Genomic DNA, 16,974 nt, shown 5'->3' on the forward strand with positions numbered 1-16,974 from the left:
ACAGCAAGAAGACCATCGAGGTCTTCCGCGGCGTCACCTGCGACAACGGCGCCCCCATCGCCACCGTCGGCCCCCACAGCGAGAGCAACGGGGTCCACCCCGACCGCGTCAGGCACGGCCTGAAGGTCAAGAACGGCGTCGTCGCCAGCTTCCGCGTCGTCGAACACCACAAGGGCGACAGGGGCGGCTACTGAGAACCGCTTCCGACCGCACCACCGCACACAACGCCGTCACGAACACCGAACGCATCACAGGCAGTGCAAGCACCACGGGCACCGCAAGCACCGCAAGCACCGCAAGCACCGGATGAGAGTCCCGGCCCGCCGTAATCGGGCCGGGACTTCCCCTGTGTGGTGGGGCTTGTCCAGCCGCCCGCATGTGCCATGCGTCGGCATGCCCGGATCCCTCGCGGGCATCACATCGACCGTTTCGTGGTTGTTTCTAGAAATATGTAAGAGTTTGTGCCCAGAGGGCCGCGTCGGGCCCAGGGGGCCGAGGGTGGGAGCACGGCATGCGTACGGTGACCATGACGACTTCCGTGGCCGAGAAGCTGCGCGAGTGGTGGCGGGCGCGCCCACAGCCGCGGTGGCTGATCGGGCCCCTGGCGATGATCGTGGCCATTCCGGTCGCCGACGGTTTCCTGCCCCCGGACATCCACGTCGCCCACCTGCTGGTCGTCGCGGTCGCGATCACCGCCATGGGCAGCGGCCCGGTGCCCACCGCGGTGATCGGGGCCTTCGCGGTCCTCGCCCTGGCCGGCGCGGCGGTGGAGCGGGGAACCCTGGTGACCGAGAGCGTCCTCCTCGAAGTCTCCTCGCTCGCCGCGCTCTGCGGCCTCCTGGTGTTCTTCACCTCTCTGCGGGAGCGGCGGGAGCGGGAGCTGATCCGGGTGCGCTCGGTGTCCGACGCGACCCAGCGAGTGGTGCTGCGCCCGCTTCCCGAGCGGGTCGGCCCGGTGTCCCTGGCCTCGGCCTACCGCAGCGCGGAGGCCGACTCGAGCATCGGCGGAGATTTGTACGCCGTGGCACGCACCGGTGGTTCGACCCGGCTGGTCATCGGGGACGTACGCGGCAAGGGCCTGGCCACGATCAGCGACACGGCGATCGCGGTGGGCGCCTTCCGGGCCGCCGCCCACCGCGAGATGCCGCTGCCGGAGTTGGCGGCCTACGTGGAGGACTCGGTCCGCTGGGGTCTGCGCGAGTTCGCGGAACCGGCGGAGGACGTCCCGGAGCGGTTCGTGACCGCCGTGCTGCTGGACATCCCGGACGAGCAGCCGGTGGTGCACGTGATCAATTGCGGGCATCCGCCGCCGCTGCTGCTGTGCCCCGAGGGCACGGCGACCCCGCTCGCGGTGCCCGATCCCGCGCCGCCGCTCGGCCTCGGCGTGATCTCCGAAGAGGCGTACTCCCCCTCGTCCTTCCGCTTCGCTCCCGGTGACCGGTTGCTGCTGTACACCGACGGTGTCACCGAGGCCCGCGACGGACGGGGCGTGTTCTATCCGCTCGCCGAACGCGCCGCGGCCTGGGCGGACCACCGGCCCGACCAGTTGCTGCACAGGATCACCGCCGATCTGGAGACGTACGTCGGCGGGCGGCTGAACGACGACATGGCCATGATCGCCGTGCAGCGCGACGGGTTTCCGGCGGCCGCCTGACCCGCCGGGGGCCGGCCGCTCACACCTCGGTCACGACGGGGGCCCGTCGACCTCCAGTTCGGCCCAGACCGTCTTGCCTTCGGGCGAGTAGCGGGTGCCCCGCCGGCCGGACAGCTGCGAGACGAGGAAGAGGCCTCGACCGCTCTCGTCCGTCACCCGGGCATGCCGCAGACGCGGGACGGTGTCGCTCGCGTCGGTCACCTCGCAGACGAGTACCTGGTGACGTATGAGGCGCAGCGTGATCGGTGCGGCGCCGTGCCGTATGGCGTTGGTGACCAGCTCACTGACGATCAGCTCGGCGATGTCCGCGACATGCTCCAGTCCCCACTCGGTCAGCTGTGCGGTGGCCAGGGCCCTGGCGTGGGCGACGGCAGCCGGCTCGGCCGGCAGGTTCCAGCAGGCGACCTGTGCGGGACCGAGCGAGCGTGTCCGGGCCAGGAGCAGCGTGGCGTCGTCGGGGAGCGCCCGGGCGGGCAGGGTGTCGAGTACGGCCGAGCAGAGCTCTTCCAGGGAGCGGTCGGGCCGCGCGAGGAGGGTGCCGAGTCGGTGCATACCGGCTTCGATGTCATCGTCACGCCTCTCGACCAGTCCGTCCGTGTAGAGGGCGAGCACACTGTCCTCGGGCAGCTCCAGTTCCACGGCCTCGAAGAAGGCCTGCCCGACGCCGAGCGGCAGACCCGAGGGCAGTTCGGGGATCGAGACTTCCCCCTGCGCCGAGACGATCAGGGGCGGCGGGTGACCCGCTCGTGCCATCGCGCAGCGCCGGGTGACGGGGTCGTAGACGGCGTACAGGCAGGTGGCTCCCGCTTCCGTTTGACAGCGCCCCTCGATGTCGGTCTCCTCCTCGGCGAGGCGGCTGATCGTGTCGTCCAGATGTGCCAGCAGCTCGTCGGGCGGCAGATCCAGGTTCGCCAGCGTGTGGACCACCGCGCGGAGCCGGCCCATGGCCGCCGCGGCGTTGATTCCGTGTCCCACGACGTCGCCCACGACGAGCGCCACCCGGGCTCCGGACAGCGGGATCACGTCGAACCAGTCCCCTCCCACCCCGTCGTGCGTGTCGGACGGGAGGTAGCTGGAGGCCACCTCCACGGCCGCCCCGCCGGTGAGGCGCCGGGGCAGCAGGTTGCGCTGAAGGGCGAGCGACGCGGCGCGCTCGCGCACATAGCGGCGGGCGTTGTCCAGGGACAGCGCGGCGCGGGCCACCAGTTGCTCGGCGAAGCACAGGTCGTCCTCTTCGAACGGCGCGGAGTCATCCATGCGGACGAAGACCGCCACGCCGAGTACGGCACCGCGCGCGTGGATGGGCACGATCATCAAGGAGTGCATACGGTGCTCGCGGATCTTGTCCAGCCGTTCCCCGTCGTGGTCGAGCCACGTGCCGCGAGAGGTGTCCAGCACCGGTTCCAGATGGGATCTGCCTGAGCGCAGGACATCCATGAAGGGCGAGGAGGGCGGGACGAACACGGCATCCCCGCGCGCCCACAGGGACTCCGGCGTCCCCTCGTGGATCGAGGCCACGCCCGCGCGGCGGAAGGCCGGTATGTGCCGGTTCGGCGCGCCGAGCCGGACCCGTGGCTCCTCGCCCCGCGGGACCGCGTCCGCGAGGTCGACGGTGACGTAGTCCGCGACGCGCGGCACGACGAGATCGGCGAGTTCCTGCCCGGTCCGCATCACGTCCAGGGTGGTGCCGATGCGGGTTCCGGCCTCGCTGAGCAGGGCCAGGCGCTCGCGTGCGCGCTGTCTGTCGGTCACGTCGACGCTCATGACGCACACCCCCAGGGTGTGGCCCTGAGCGTCGTCGAGACGGAAGAAGGAGGTCGAGAACGAGTGCTCCTGGCGGTCGTCGGTCGTGGGCCACGCCCGGTAGGCATGGTCGATCATCGGGGCGCCGGTCTCCAGGACCTGACGCATCACCGCCTCCGCCGACTCCGTCTCGGCCCCCGGCAGCACCTCCGTCAGCCGTCGCCCGAGCCGCTTCTCGCGGGGGATGCCGTCCTGGAGTGCCAGTGCGTCGTTCACCCAGAGACAACGCAGGCCGGGATCGCGGACCGCGATGCCGATCGGTGTACGGGACAGCAGCGCCTCCACCTCCGCACCACTGAGGGGCCACGAGCCGGCGGCCGTCGCCTCGGCTGCGGTGACCAGCCACTGTGTCCTTCCCCCCTGCCCCCCGAGCGGGCATGTCCGCAGGTGCGCGTTCACGGTGCTGCCGTCCCGTCGGCGGAGCGCGACGATCGTGGACCAGCCGTCGCCGGACCGGCCCCGGCTCGCGTGTGCGCGCACCTTCTCGGCGTCCTCGGGTGCGGCCAGCATCCGTGCCGCCGGATGGCCGACCACCTCCGCGGCCGGATGGCCGGTCAGCCGCTGAGCCGCGCTCGTCCACGCGACCACCGACCCGTCCGCGCCCACGACCGCCATGGCCTCGCCGATCATGGGCCCGGTCCCCCACTGGGTGCTCCGCGTCATCTCCTCAGTTCTGGCCATCAAGGCCGTCCCTTCTACCATGTGCGTCTCCCGCGGCGGGGCCCGTCTCGGCAAGGCGATCGAGCCAGTCCGCCAGGAGTGCGCGCTCGGAGCGCGTCATCACGGTGGTGTCGCTGTCGCGCAGCGCCTCGCGCAGGGCCGCGGCCCTGCACGCGACGTCGATGCCCTCCTCCTGAGCGCCGGTGCCCGTGGTGGTGATCGTGCGCAGTACGTGTTCGCGTGCGACGGCCGGCAGTTCCGGATCCCGCTCGCCCGGCGGCGTCGCGATCAGCGAGAGCACGACACCGAGGCCGTTGGCGTGCACGAGTTGCGTGGCGCGCTCCACGCTTGTGCGGAGCCGGCCCGCAGCCGCCACCCGGGCGATGTTCCGCCGCAGGATCTCGATGGTCTCGAGTCCTTCGGGGATGCCGCCGCGGTACCGCCCCTCGCCGTACATCAGGATGTAGAAGCCGGGCCGGGAGAGGCCGAACTCGACGTGCAGGTCCCAGGACCGGCGCAGGTCGGCGAGGGGGTCGTCGCTCTCCTTGAGGTTCTGCTTCTCGCGGAGGTACTGCCGGAACCCGTAGGCGGCGAGTGCGTCGAGCAGTCCGTCCTTGTCCCCGAACAGCCGGTACAGCGTCGGTGGCTGCACCCCGGCGGCCGCGCTCACCGCGCGCGTGGAGACGCCCGCACGGCCCTCACGGCTGAGGAGTTCCGCCGCGGCGCACAGAACCCGCTCCCGGGTACATGCGCGTTTCTGCACAAAACAGATATTAACGCTGTTATCAGTTTTTCTATCTCATTGATACGCCCGTGACTGTGCACAGCGGACCTCATGGTGATGCCTTTCGCCAGCGGCAGTCTCCGGCGGGAGCCCACTGGACGGCCACGAGTGCCACGTCGTCGTGCAGGCGTCCGTCGGTGTGCCGGAGCAGGTCGTCGTGGACCTGTTGGAGCAGGGTTTCCGGATCGGCCCCGGCCGTGCGCCAGGCGATGTCTCGTTCGGTGACGCTGTAGAAGGCTCCGGCAGGGTCACGGGCCTCGGCGAGTCCGTCGGTGTAGAGCAGGAACGCGTCTTTGCGGGCGCACCGGAACTCCTCCTGGCGGTAGGTCTCGGGGTCGGTTCCGCCCAGACCGAGGGGCGGCGCGGGGCTTCGGCTCGTCAGTGCGGTGACGCGGTTGCCGTGCACATGCAGCGGCAGGGGATGACCACAGCTGACGGATCTCATGACGCCGCCGCCGGCGGGAAACTCCAGGAGCAGTGCCGTGATGAAGCGCTCGGCCGCGTCCGGGTCGGTGTCCGCCACCTCGGCCACATGCCGGCGGAAGCTCCCTTCGAGCGCTGCCGCCAGGCCCGGCAGGGTGGGGTGCTGGTGCGCCGCCTCGCGGAACGCGCCGAGCAGGGCCGCCGTGTCGTCCAGGGCCGCGAGGCCCTTGCCCTTGACGTCCCCGATGAGGAACCGCGTGCCGTAGGGCGTCTTCGCCGCGGCGTACAGGTCACCTCCGACATCGGCGAGAGTGTCGGCGGCACGGTAGAGGGCGGCGACGTTCAGGTCCGCGATCCGGCGGGGAAGCGGCCTGAGGACGACGCGTTGTGCCGCCCGGGAGATCGCTCGCAGCCGGCGCGTCTCCCTGTGGTCGCGTTCCCGGCTCCGGCAGAAGGCGACGAGGAGCACCGAGACCATCAGCAGCGTCACCGCATGGACGACGAGGATGGACGAGCCGAGCAGCCCGTCGCGGATGTCGCAGACCAACGCGGCCACGAAGGAGAGGCCGGCCACGTTCACGGTCGGCAGCGTCGTGGAGAACGCCGACATCAGAGCCGGCGCGGCGATGAACAGGGACGCCAGATGGATGTCCCGGGGCACGACGAGACCGACCGCCATCACGCCGAGGACGAGGGCGACGAGGGCGACGGGAACGAAGTGCACGACCGACGGCCTCGGCCGGCAAAAGACCTCCCGGCCGCCGGGGCCGGCGACACCCTTGGGGCGAACGGCGGCCGACAGCATCCCTCGCGCACCTCCGGCCGGGGCGATCACGTCCGCCGTGCCCGGAGCAGGTGCCTTCACCATGCTCTGTCCTTTCTCCTCTCTACGGGGTTTCGTGCCGGGACGCCGTCGGGCCTGGGGATCGCGTCTACTCCGGCCAGGAAGAGTTCTGGATCACCTCGACGAAGTCGGTGCGCCGGAAGCCTGGCACGAAGTGCTCGAGCACGTCCGCGTTCACCGTGCCGAAGGTGGTGTCGGGGCGGTGCGCGAAGCCGTCCGTGAACGCCTTCAGGATCTGCCTCTTGAAGTCCGGCCGGGGGTGGGCGGCGGTGACCTCGTCGATCTCGGCCTGACTGATGTTCGCCAGGTGCAGGCCGAGCACGTCGGTCTCGACGCCCGCGGTGGTGGCCGCGATCTCCGGGGCCATCTTGTACGGCACCTCCGGCGTGGTGTGCAGCGCGATGGCCGTCCACACCGTGTCGGCGTCGCCGTCGAGGACCCCATGGCTCATCAGGAAGGCACGCGCCTGGTCCGCGCCGTCCATCTCGAAGCGCTGTTCGTGGCTGCGGTAGGGCGGCACCAGGCCCGTGTCGTGGAAGAGCGCCGCCACGTACAGAAGTTCGGGGTCCGGGTGGACCCCCAGCGCCCTGGCCTGGAGACTGCCGAAGAGGTAGACCCGCCGGGAGTGGTGGTAGATCAGCGGTGGAGTGGTGTCGCGGATCAGGTCGGTGGCGTCCTGGACGAGTTTGCTGTCAGGGATCTCGACGCCGGCGATCTTGTCTGCCATGGCGGCCTCCTCGGACGGTGGGGTTCGATGTGCTCCCACCTTGCGTCCGGTCCGCCCGTCGCGTCCGCTACCGGATGGCCGACAAGTCCTCGAAAACGGCCATGCGCTCTCACTCGCGCCCGGTGCCGCGGGCGTGCCCCGTGGACCTCACGGTGCCGGAACCGGGCCGCGTGGTCGTGAAACGTTGCTGGTAGCGGGTCGGTGACACGCCGAGGTGGCGGGCGAAGGCGCGCCGCAGACTCTCGTAGCTGGGGAAGCCGGACAGGGTGGCGGCCTCGGTGGCGCCGTGTCCGGCGTCCAGGAGGGCCTTGGCCCGGTCGAAGCGGATCAGTTCCACGTACTTCATCGGCGTGGTGTTCAGTTCGGTTCGGAACATGCGGGTCAGGTGACGGGGGCTGACCCGGACCCGCTCGGCGATCGAGTCCAGGGTGTGGTCGGCGGCCGGATCGGCCTGCACGATGTCCTGGACCAGCCGCAGCACGGGGGTGCGGGGAGCCGGGCCCTGCAGCGAAGCGGAGAACTGGGACTGCCCGCCGGCCCGCTGCATGTACACCACCAGCGAGCGGGCGACCTTCCGGGTCAGGTCGGGGCCGTGGTCCTCCTCCAGCAGCGCCAGCGCGAGGTCGATGCCGGCGGTGACGCCGGCCGAGGTGTAGGTGGTGCCGTCCTTGACGTAGATGGCGTCGGGCTCCACCTGGAGCGAGGGATAGCCACGGGCCAGTGACGTCGTGTGCTGCCAGTGAGTCGTCGCCCGCCTGCCCTCCAGCAGGCCCGAGGCGGCCAGGACGAACGCGCCCGTGCAGATGGACGCGACCCGTCCGGCCCTCTGGGCGAGGCTCTTCGCGACGGCGACTAGTTCCGGGTCGACGGGACGGCCGGGCAGCAGGTCACTGCCCGGGACCAGCAGGGTGTCGAAGGCGGGTGCGGAGTCCGCGTCCATGTCCACCGGCACCTGGACGCCGATCGAGGTGCGCACCGGTTTGCCGGTCAGCGAGACGACGGTCAGCCGGTAGTCGGCCCCGTACCGGTTGGCTTCGCTGAAGACCTCCGCCGGGCCGGACAGGTCCAGCATCTTCATGTCGTCGAAGACGAGAGCGCCCACGCTGTGTGTCTTCGGTGCCACTGGCCTCTCCCCTGTCCCGTCGCCCGATCCCGCAGACCGGTCCCGCAGACCAGTCTGGAACATGGAACGGGCGAAGACGCTGCTGGACAGCGTCTTCGCCCGCCGCGGCCGTGCCGCCTCGATCCGCCGGGCAGGCCCTACTCTCGGTGCCCCGAGGTCTCGGACGCGACCGCGTCCCGGTTCTGGCCGGGGACCGGTCCGGAGCCGAGGGAGTCGCCGCCCCGGCCGAGTACCGGCTCCTGCGCCCGGTCCCCGTGCCCCGGCCACCACGCCGCGTGGCCGATCAGCGCGGTGAGGCTCGGGGTGAAGAACATCGCCATCACGAAGGCGGCGACCACGATGCCGAAGGACACCGCGAAGCCCATCTCCGTGAGCAGCGAGTTGCCCGCCAGCATCATCGTGGCGAACGTGGCCGCCAGGATGAAGCCGGCCGCGGCCACGGTCGGGCCCGCGTGCCGCAGGGCCAGGCCGGCCGCCTCACGCGGCTCGCGGCCCTCGCGGGCCTCCTCGCGGAGCCGGGCGATCATGAGGATGTTGTAGTCGGTGCCGATGGCGACCACGAACAGATACATGATCACCGGGAGCATGAACATCAGGCCCGAGTGTCCCTGTCCGTCCTGGAAGATCCACACGGTGGCGCCGAGCGTGGCGCCGAAGCCCAGACCCACCGAGGCCATGAGGTACCAGGGGGCGACCACGCTGCGCAGCAGCAGCCCGAGGATGATCATGATCAGCACGGCGGCGACCGGGAAGACCGTCCGGTAGTCGTGGTTGACGGCGGCGTCGATGTCCTTGTAGATCGACGACATGCCGCCCACCAGGGCCTCGGTGCCCTCGGGTGCGCTGGAGTGCGCGACGTCGCGCACCTCGCCCACGGCTTGGATCGCCTTGTCCGTCGACGCCTCGTACTTGAGGGTGACGGTGAAGTCCGCGGTGGTGCCGTCCTTGGCGACCTGGGTCATGCGGGCGTCCGCGACCCCGTCCACGGCGCTGAGCTTCTTCGCGTACGCGTCGAAGGCGGCCTTGTCCAGCGGCTTGCCGTCGGTGCTGGACAGGTAGACGTCGGTGGGTGCGGCGGCGCCCGCCGAGTAGGCCTTCTGCATCTCGTCCTGGACCACCATGGACTCCTTGGTCTTCGGCATCGAGCCGGAGGCCAGGTCGAACGTGGCCTTGTAGCCGAGCGTGCCGAGCGACAGCACGGCCAGGACGAGGCCGGAGACCACGACGGTCAGGGCCGGGCGGCGCCGTACGCCGCGTCCGAGGGCGGCGAAACGGGCGTTGTCCGGCTCGCGCTGCCAGGACTTGGAGGGCCAGAAGACCTTCGGTCCGATCAGCGAGACGACGGCCGGGATCAGGGTCAGTCCCGCGATCAGTGTGGCGCCGACGGCGATGGCGAGCGCCGGGCCCATCTGCTTGAGGAAGCCGAGCGTGGACAGCACCAGCGCGAGGAAGGCGATGATGACCGCTCCGGCGGCGGAGGCGATGGCCTCGCCGACCCGGTCGACCGCGTTGATCATGGCCTGCTTCGGCTCGTCGCCGGCGCGCAGCCGTTCGCGGTAGCGGAACATCAGGAAGAGGAAGTAGTCCGTGCCCACGCCGAAGAGCACGACGATCAGGATCGACGAGATCGAACTGTTGGCCTGTAGATCGAAGAGCTTGGTGGCGTAGGAGATCAGGCCGTTGGCGACGGCGGACACCAGGCCGATCAGGACGAGCGGCAGTACGGCCAGGATCGGCGCGCGGAAGATGATCAGCAGGGTCACCAGGATGATCGCGAAGGTGCCGATGCCGATCAGCGCCTGGCCGCGCTTGGACGAGTCCTGCTGGTCGAGGGCCTGCGCGGCGGAGCCGCCGAGCTTGACCTCGAGATGCGTGCCCTTGGCCAGTTGCTTGATGTCGTCGCGCAACACCTTGGCCGCGTCGGCCTGTTTGGGCTGGCCGGCGTTCTTGCTGTCCATCTGCACCAGCGTCAGGCCGTACCTGCCGTCCTTGGACGGCGGACCGGGGACGACCTTCTGCACCTGGTCGATGTGCTTCTTGCCCAGTTCAGTGGTGATACGGGCGATGTCCTGCTTGTCCGCGGCGGTCATCCTGCCGCCGTCGGTGCGCTGGTACAGCGCGATCGCGGACGGTGTGAAGGCGCTGGGGAACGCCCTCTGCTGCAGGTCCGCTGCCTTGATGGACTCGTAACTCTTGGGCAGGAAACTGCTCTCGTCGCTGTTCGACGGCAGGCTCGGGGCGGTGGCCACGATCGCCACCGCCGCGATCAGCCATGCCACGATCGTCCAGACCGGGTGTCGGACGACAGCGTTCCCAATACTTCGGAACATGCGGAAGGTCCTCCGGGGAAGGAAGATCACCGCAGCCCGGGGAGCGGACCCTGGCATCGGCGACCCCGACCGGCACGCACGGATCGGGCCGGCCGAACGGTTGTCTTGCGGTCCGATCGTAGTGTCCGGACGTGAAGATCATTTCACCAGGCCCGCGTCGACGCGCAAAGCCGTTATTCCCCCTCCGGCGGCGACCGGACCGCACCGGCCCGGCCACCCCGCGCCCGGACCCGCACCGCACGTCTCTGTCGGGCCGTCATACCCCGTCCGGGCCGGGCACGCACGTACTGGGCGCCTTCTCAACGCCCTGAGACGCGGTTCCTCGTGCTGGAGCGGTACGCCCCGTGCGGTACGCCACCTGTCGACACGTCGGCGAGCGACGCCGATCGAGCGACGGCAAAGGCGCCTGCCCACGCCCGATTCCGCCGGTTCGGCGCGGACCGAGGTCAGCGGAGGGCGGCGTCCGGCGGGTGCTCCCGCAGGGCGCCGTACCCGATGAAGTACGCGGGGACGCGGCGTACCAGCGGGGACCCGGCGAGCAGGTCCGCGACGCGCCGGGCCCGGTCCGCGCTGCCGAAAGGTTGTCGCCCTCGCAGGACGGGGGCGATGAAGCCGGCGTGGGCGACCCGCTGGAGGGTCTGCGTCACGACCGTGGCGGGCCCGCGCCGACGCTGGACACCGCGTACGTCGCTCAGGCCCACGGAGCCGTCGCGCAGCGGCCGGATCAGGTGCCGGGCGGCGGCGACGGCGTCCTCCACGGCGAGGTTGATGCCGATGCCGAAGACCGGGGACATCGCGTGCGCGGCGTCTCCGATGCACAGCAGGCCGGGGCGGTGCCAGCGGCGCAGCCGGTCCAGTCGCACGTCGAGGAGCTTCACCTCGTCCCAGGACCGCAGCGCATGGGTGCGGTCGGCGATCCAGGGGAGGGCGGCGGCGTAGCGGGCCAGGAAGGTCTCGAGGCCGGCGGCGCGGCGTTCGGCGTCGCTGCCCTTGGGGATGAGCACGGCGCACTGCCAGTAGTCACCGCGGTCGATCATCGCGGTCAGGAAGCCGTCGCCCACGGCGCCGACGAGTCCGGTGGGGTCGTCCTCGTGCCGCGGGAGGCGCAGCCACCAGACGTCCATCGGGCAGTCGAAGCGGCGCAGTTCCAGCTCCGGACGGGAGCGGGCCAGTGAAGCCCGCCCGTCGCAGGCGACCGTGAGGTGGGCGCGCAGTTCGCCCGTGTCGCCGTCGGTGGTGCGGTAGCGGACTCCGTTGACCCGCCCACGCTCGACCAGGAAGGAGGTCGCCTCGGTGCCCATCCGCAGCCGGAAGCCGGGCTCGCGGCCCGCCTCGGCGGCGAGCAGGTCCAGCAGGTCCCACTGCGGCACCATCGCCACATAGTCGTAGGGCCCGCGCAGCACGGACAGGTCCGCGACCGTCACCATCGACCGGCCGGCCCCGACGGGCAGCTGGATGGTGCGCACCCGCCGTTGCGGCAGCTCGGCGAAGCGCCGCGCCAGGCCCAGGTCGTCCAGCAGGGCCAGTGTCGACGGGTGCACGGTGTCGCCGCGGAAGTCACGCAGGAAGTCGCCATGCTTCTCCAGTACCGTCACGGCGATGCCGGCCCGGGCCAGCAGCAGCGCGAGCACCATGCCCGCGGGGCCGCCGCCGACCACACAGCATGTGGTCCGCTCCATGTCAGCCCTGCCTCTCGGGGAGCAGCACTTCACCTGATTAATTCATCGCACAATGAAATTGTACTCCCGGTCGGGGGAAAACTTCGGGCTCACCGGTCCGTGGCTGTCCGGGTCTCCGGACCGGTGAGCCGTCCAGGGGCACGCGTCGGACGGCGACGCGTACGGGTGCACGGCCTCCGGCCCGACCGCACTCGGGGACGATCTCCGGAAAGCCGTTCGTGGCGGTGTGCTCCACGAGGAGCCGGAGAGGGACGCGTTCACACCCTGGCTGCTGACGGCGGGTCGGATCATGGCCGTCACAGCGGACGCGCCCGCGCCGGCTCCGTCTGCGAGAATGATGCGGCGCCGCAGAAAGATGCATACGCACGCAAAAAACGGCCCTACGGAAGGGGGCGAGGCGGGATGCCGCGCAGCAGGCCCGCAGCGGGCAGCAAGGCGTTCAAGATGGACGTGTGGCGATCGCTGATGGAGGTGCACAACGCCGTGCTCCACGAGATCGAGGGTGCGCTCGCGGATCGTCACCGACTCTCGGTCAGCGAGTTCGACACGCTGGCGAACATCCCTCGCGAGGGCACCCGGCTGCGCGAGCTGAAGGACCGTGTCGTCCTGAGTCAGAGTGCCGTCAGCCGACTGTGCGACCGACTGGAGGAGCGGGGCTACATCACCCGCGCGCCGGTGGAGGAGGACATGCGCGGCGCGTCGATCCGGCTGACCGAAGCCGGCCGGAAGCTGCAGCGCGGCGCGCTCCGCACCAACGCCGAGGTGGTGGAGCGCGCGTTGACCGACCGGCTCTCCGAGGCCCAGCTGGCGTCACTGCGCGAGATCCTCGACCAGTTGCGGACGCCCGACCCTCCGGAATCCGGCGACACGCCCCGGTGATCCGCGGTACGGCCACGCCACCGAGCTTCGTCGCCCTCCAGGGTCGGGGACCCGAGGCCGGCGGAGGGAAGCTGGCGGGGCGCCCTCACGCCGCCTCCCCCAGCAACCCGCACAACTCGACGTCGAGGTCGAGCAACTCCGCCTCCCGGCCCGTCGGCACCATCTCGTAGGTCCGCTTCAGCCACCGCTCCACCACAACGGACGGCACCTCGAGCACGGCGCTCCCCCCGGGTGCGGACAGGACCAGACACAGCATGTCGCACGACCCGTCACCCCGGACGGGCCAGATCCGTACGTCGCCCTGACCGCAGGGCCGGTGCAGGCCCTCGGCCAGCAGCTCGCGGGCGAAGACCCAGGTGACCGGGTACAACTGGTCGAACCCGAAGGCGACCTCCACAGCGTACGGGTCGTACGGGCTGTAGGACAGACGGGCCGGCACCGCGGTGCCGCCGCCCGGTGCGGTCACCAGACGCATCTCGCACTGCTGCTCGACGAAGCTCTCCATGCTGGTTCTCTCTGTGCGTAGTTCCCCGCGCGGACGGTGCCGGGGCCCAGGGCCGCTCTCTCCGGGGCTGCCGTCTCGAACAGGGCCCACAGCCGCATGGAAGGTCGCGCATGCGAACCCTCGGCCACGCGGTGCCTGCCGCCGGCGCCGATTCGGGCGCCCGACAGTGGAAAGCCGCCGTTCAGGCGGCGGACCGGACGCCATGGCCGGCCCGGATGAAGCAGCGCCGAAGGTACCCCGATTCCATACAAAGTTAAACTTCTTCGCTGGTGAGGTATTTCACCCGGCAGCCCGTCCGACCGGCGAAGCGGCCGCGCGCGAGGGCGCGACCGCCGCACCACCACGCCCGGTTGCGTCTCACACCACTGCCCATGTCGGACCAATCACGTGACCCTCACATTCGTGCAAGATTCAACCAAACACCTGAAGTGACGGCACGCCGCCGCCACGGTCCTGCGGCGGATGCACGCGGCCCGGCCCCCGCACCGCCGCACACGAGCGGCGCTTGCGCTCACCCGGGGCGCCAAGGGTCTGGTCGCGGCACTGCTGTCGTGGGAGGTGGCGTCCTGGTGGCTGCCCGGCCAGCAGTACCTCGCCGTCGCCACGGCCCTGCATCGACCGCGCCGACCAGTTCACCACCGCTGTATCCACCCCCCCGCCCCACCGACGCGCGCGCGAGCGCAGCCGCGTAGCCGCGCAGCGCGCCGCCGAGCGGCCGAGCAGCACCCGCCGGGAATGATGCATGCGCAATCACTGTTGACCACGTCCGTACGCGCAGCGCATCCCGGCCGCTGCGGGAAGCCCGGAACCGGCAGGAGACCGGTGGCACCGAAGGGGCTGGTGGAACAGTGACCGGCAAGGACAAGAAGAAGCCGTTCCGGGCGCCGGGCGCGGGGCCGCCGGCCCGGAAGGACACGGCGTGCGCGCGCCGCGCCAGGGCATCCGCCCGAGGCCGTAGCGGCCTGGCGCTCACCTGCCCCTTGCCGCACTCGCTCTCCGCACCGGCCAGAGCCCGGCGGCTGACCCGGCGCCTGCTGGACGGGTGGGGCTTCGACGGTGACTTCGCGGCCCGCATGGAGGTCGTCGTCTCCGAGCTGGTCACCAACGCGGTGTCCCATGCCCTGCCGGACCTCCGCATCACCTGGCGGATGCTCTCCCGCGACGGACGGACCCACGTGCGGGTGGAAGTCGCCGACGGCGGCCCCTCGCGCGGCTCCTCCGCCTGTTCCGACCGCCCGTCGGACGAACGCGGCCGGGGCGCCGTCGTGGTGGACGCGCTCGCCTCGGACCACGGCACGGAACGATGCGTCACCGGTGGGACGTTGCACTGGGCGGAGGTCGCCGCGTCTTAGGGAATCGCATCGGGCCCCACCGGGCCAGGCGGCAGCCGAACCGGTTTCCTGTCCGAAACGGCGAACAGGGTGGCATCCATGTGCTGCGGGTCGCCGCCGTCCCTTGCATGCGCCCCCGGATGCCACCCTGCCCCGGACACGGCACCGCTCATGCGTGCCCGGCCGGCCGCGGGTTCCCGCCCGGGAAACCGGCGGCGTCCCGCGCCCGGACACCCGTCCGGACGCGGGAGTTGCTGGTCTGTCAGTCGAGAACGCGGACGTCGAAGTGGCCGCCGGCGTTCCAGATCACCCACGTGTTGTCGTGCCACCGGTAGAGGCGGTGGCCGTCGTACCGGTAGCGGTGGTCGTGGTCGTGGCTGTACCAGTCGTGTCCGTTGCGCTGCCACCAGCGGAAGCCGTCCCAGCGGCGGTCGTACTCGCGGTGACCGTTGCGACGGTGGCCGTGCTCGCGGTACTGGCCCCACCGACGGCCGTCCTCCCGGTGGCCGTTGACGTGACGACGGTCGTCTCCGACGTGACGGTCGGCGCCCCGGTCGTGGCCGCGGCCGTCATGGGTGACGACGGCTGCGTGGCGGACCGTCGGCTCGGTCGCGGCCGAGGCGGAACCGCCGGCCACGAGGAGCGAGACTGCCGCGATGCCGAGCGACGCGACCGCGGTGACGGCCCTGCGCACGAAGGTGCGACTCATGATCTTCCTCCTTGCTCGGCCCCGCTCCGCCTACGGTTCAGCCGGAGCGGGGACTGTGCCCTTCGAGTTGGGCACTCATGAACCTACGCCAGGCTTAGTTGAACTATGAACCAAATCGGCGGTGAGGTATGTCATGAGCCCGCCGCGCGCGTGATCGGAATAGATCGCGACTGTGAACGACGGCACTGCGGGCGGCAGGTGGTCCACTTCGGCACCGGAGCGCTCGGAGGACCTGCCGGACAGTCACCGCCCCCTGAGCGGCGAACCGATGCCCGGACCCAGACACGCTGCCGGCACCAACTGCCCATGCATGGCGGCGCCCGTACCCGTGCGGCGGGTGATGCGAGATGTCCGAGTGGAGCGACACACCAGGGGCCGTCCGGGGGATCCCGGGCCGTGTCGGACGGACGGCCCGGGACCGATTGGCCATGCTGGGCCGGAACGGGCACCCTTCCCGGGCGACAAGGAGGGCACGGCATGCCGATGGACCCGGTCGGACGATTCCTGGCGGCCCTGGACCCGGACCACCGGGAGGCCATCGGCGCCAGGCCGCGCGAGGAGCAGGAACGGCTCGCGGCGGCCTGGGAACGGGAACTGGAGGCGGACACCGAACTCGACACCCTGGACGAGTTGTCCCCACCGGCGGCGGAAGCCGAAGCGGCCCGCCGCGTCCTCGGCGAGGGAACCAGTTGACGGACGCACGCGCCCTGTCACCCGGGCACTGACGACGCCACACACCGGCGAAGCCGCTCGAAGCCGCACACTGACGAACCGACGTCGTCCGCCGCCCTTGCCGCACCGCTTTCGCCGCGACTCCGAACGGCGGGACGGCGCCGCACATGCGGCACCGTCACGATCCGACCGGGGCGGGCGAGGTCGGCGTGGGGTATTCAGTCTTCTTTCTGTGTCGGACCGGCTTTGCCCATCGGGCCGGGACGTGCATCGGGTCCGTCCGCCTCCGCGACGGGCCCCTGCGGCCGCCGAGCCGCGTCGATGTCGGACGGACTCGCGGCCGTGCCGGACGCGCCGCACTCCGGATTCCGGCACGGTCCCGGAACCCACACCGGCACCCAGGCGCCCAGGGTCTTGTGCCGTCGGACCACGGTTTCCACGGGCTGTCCGCAGTCGGGACAGACGTGTTCTTCACCGTCCATGTCCCCAGGTTAGGTCCGAGACGGATCCTGGGCTCACCGCACGCCCGCGACTGCTTCCCGCAGCCCCGGCAGCGGGTGCCGAAGGGGCTCCGCAACGCCCTCCAGACGGCCTCTGGATGTGATGCCACCCATAGGAGGCAGATCACGTCCGAAGAGGCATCGTAGGTGTGGACCGCTCGCCACCAGCATGCAGTCGCCCATAACGCCACAATCCGGACATCGCTCCTAAACAGGGTAGTACGTCACATTCTTGCAACCCGTCGCGGGCCTGCCTAAACATGGCTGTCGTTGCACGGCGACCGGACAGGACGCAAACCCAGCACACCGCCCGGACCGCAACGACACGAGGACCCCGCCCTCATGCCACAC

General features: G+C 70.9%; 13 protein-coding genes and 1 pseudogene. 5 read left to right on the forward strand and 9 right to left on the reverse strand.

The window, feature by feature from the left end; genetic code table 11:
- Positions 1 to 194: pseudogene (locus ACWDUZ_RS37690) on the forward strand (hypothetical protein); the annotation flags it as partial.
- A 317-nt stretch (positions 195 to 511) separates the two neighbouring features.
- On the forward strand, positions 512 to 1,654 hold the full coding sequence (locus ACWDUZ_RS37695) for a PP2C family protein-serine/threonine phosphatase (RefSeq protein ID WP_451636342.1): 1,143 nt from the start codon (positions 512 to 514) through the stop codon (positions 1,652 to 1,654).
- A gap of 30 nt (positions 1,655 to 1,684) precedes the next feature.
- On the opposite strand, the gene ACWDUZ_RS37700 is transcribed toward ACWDUZ_RS37695, so the two are convergent.
- The 7 genes from ACWDUZ_RS37700 to ACWDUZ_RS37730 form a co-directional block, all read right to left on the reverse strand.
- Entirely contained in the window at positions 1,685 to 4,138 is a 2,454-nt protein-coding gene (locus tag ACWDUZ_RS37700; protein ID WP_451636343.1) for a SpoIIE family protein phosphatase, read from the reverse strand.
- Entirely contained in the window at positions 4,125 to 4,880 is a 756-nt protein-coding gene (locus ACWDUZ_RS37705) for a TetR/AcrR family transcriptional regulator (RefSeq protein WP_451636344.1), read from the reverse strand. The genes ACWDUZ_RS37700 and ACWDUZ_RS37705 overlap by 14 nt, the downstream gene beginning before the upstream one ends.
- A gap of 70 nt (positions 4,881 to 4,950) precedes the next feature.
- A complete protein-coding gene (locus ACWDUZ_RS37710; protein ID WP_451636345.1) occupies positions 4,951 to 6,192 on the reverse strand; it encodes a PP2C family protein-serine/threonine phosphatase in 1,242 nt (413 codons plus the stop codon).
- Positions 6,193 to 6,256: 64 nt separating this feature from the next.
- A complete protein-coding gene (locus ACWDUZ_RS37715; protein ID WP_451636346.1) occupies positions 6,257 to 6,895 on the reverse strand; it encodes an HD domain-containing protein in 639 nt (212 codons plus the stop codon).
- Positions 6,896 to 7,004: 109 nt separating this feature from the next.
- Positions 7,005 to 7,997 (reverse strand): GlxA family transcriptional regulator, encoded by a 993-nt coding sequence (locus tag ACWDUZ_RS37720; RefSeq protein WP_451636354.1) that lies wholly within the window; start codon positions 7,995 to 7,997, stop codon positions 7,005 to 7,007.
- Between the two features lie 158 nt (positions 7,998 to 8,155).
- On the reverse strand, positions 8,156 to 10,348 hold the full coding sequence (locus tag ACWDUZ_RS37725) for an MMPL family transporter (protein WP_451636347.1): 2,193 nt from the start codon (positions 10,346 to 10,348) through the stop codon (positions 8,156 to 8,158).
- 446 nt (positions 10,349 to 10,794) lie between these two features.
- Positions 10,795 to 12,027, reverse strand: coding sequence for an FAD-dependent oxidoreductase (locus ACWDUZ_RS37730; protein ID WP_451636348.1), 1,233 nt, complete (start codon positions 12,025 to 12,027; stop codon positions 10,795 to 10,797).
- A 402-nt stretch (positions 12,028 to 12,429) separates the two neighbouring features.
- Here ACWDUZ_RS37730 and ACWDUZ_RS37735 point away from each other — a divergent pair, with 402 nt between their 5' ends.
- The gene (locus tag ACWDUZ_RS37735) at positions 12,430 to 12,906 is read left to right on the forward strand and encodes a MarR family winged helix-turn-helix transcriptional regulator (RefSeq protein ID WP_451636349.1); all 477 of its coding nucleotides are present in this window, start codon (positions 12,430 to 12,432) and stop codon (positions 12,904 to 12,906) included.
- 85 nt (positions 12,907 to 12,991) lie between these two features.
- Here the strand turns inward: ACWDUZ_RS37735 and ACWDUZ_RS37740 are convergent, their stop codons facing one another.
- Complete coding sequence (locus ACWDUZ_RS37740; protein WP_451636350.1) at positions 12,992 to 13,411, reverse strand: SsgA family sporulation/cell division regulator; 420 nt, start codon at positions 13,409 to 13,411, stop codon at positions 12,992 to 12,994.
- Between the two features lie 848 nt (positions 13,412 to 14,259).
- Here ACWDUZ_RS37740 and ACWDUZ_RS37745 point away from each other — a divergent pair.
- Positions 14,260 to 14,763: an ATP-binding protein gene (locus tag ACWDUZ_RS37745; protein WP_451636351.1), complete on the forward strand. Its 504-nt coding sequence runs from the start codon at positions 14,260 to 14,262 to the stop codon at positions 14,761 to 14,763.
- A 241-nt stretch (positions 14,764 to 15,004) separates the two neighbouring features.
- Here the strand turns inward: ACWDUZ_RS37745 and ACWDUZ_RS37750 are convergent, their stop codons facing one another.
- On the reverse strand, positions 15,005 to 15,451 hold the full coding sequence (locus ACWDUZ_RS37750; RefSeq protein WP_451636352.1) for a hypothetical protein: 447 nt from the start codon (positions 15,449 to 15,451) through the stop codon (positions 15,005 to 15,007).
- 477 nt (positions 15,452 to 15,928) lie between these two features.
- Here ACWDUZ_RS37750 and ACWDUZ_RS37755 point away from each other — a divergent pair, with 477 nt between their 5' ends.
- Positions 15,929 to 16,144, forward strand: coding sequence for a hypothetical protein (locus tag ACWDUZ_RS37755; RefSeq protein ID WP_451636353.1), 216 nt, complete (start codon positions 15,929 to 15,931; stop codon positions 16,142 to 16,144).
- Positions 16,145 to 16,974: the final 830 nt, after the last annotated feature.

The organism is Streptomyces sp. NPDC003393 (assembly GCF_053589015.1).

Bases quoted from the DNA above. Each gene is read 5' to 3' on its own strand.
- ACWDUZ_RS37735 (WP_451636349.1), top strand. From the start codon at position 12,430: ATGCCGCGCAGCAGGCCCGCAGCGGGCAGCAAGGCGTTCAAGATGGAC.
- ACWDUZ_RS37740 (WP_451636350.1), bottom strand. From the start codon at position 13,411: ATGGAGAGCTTCGTCGAGCAGCAGTGCGAGATGCGTCTGGTGACCGCA.
- ACWDUZ_RS37710 (WP_451636345.1), bottom strand. From the start codon at position 6,192: ATGGTGAAGGCACCTGCTCCGGGCACGGCGGACGTGATCGCCCCGGCC.
- ACWDUZ_RS37755 (WP_451636353.1), top strand. From the start codon at position 15,929: ATGCCGATGGACCCGGTCGGACGATTCCTGGCGGCCCTGGACCCGGAC.
- ACWDUZ_RS37700 (WP_451636343.1), bottom strand. From the start codon at position 4,138: ATGGCCAGAACTGAGGAGATGACGCGGAGCACCCAGTGGGGGACCGGG.
- ACWDUZ_RS37715 (WP_451636346.1), bottom strand. From the start codon at position 6,895: ATGGCAGACAAGATCGCCGGCGTCGAGATCCCTGACAGCAAACTCGTC.
- ACWDUZ_RS37695 (WP_451636342.1), top strand. From the start codon at position 512: ATGCGTACGGTGACCATGACGACTTCCGTGGCCGAGAAGCTGCGCGAG.
- ACWDUZ_RS37725 (WP_451636347.1), bottom strand. From the start codon at position 10,348: ATGTTCCGAAGTATTGGGAACGCTGTCGTCCGACACCCGGTCTGGACG.
- ACWDUZ_RS37750 (WP_451636352.1), bottom strand. From the start codon at position 15,451: ATGAGTCGCACCTTCGTGCGCAGGGCCGTCACCGCGGTCGCGTCGCTC.
- ACWDUZ_RS37730 (WP_451636348.1), bottom strand. From the start codon at position 12,027: ATGGAGCGGACCACATGCTGTGTGGTCGGCGGCGGCCCCGCGGGCATG.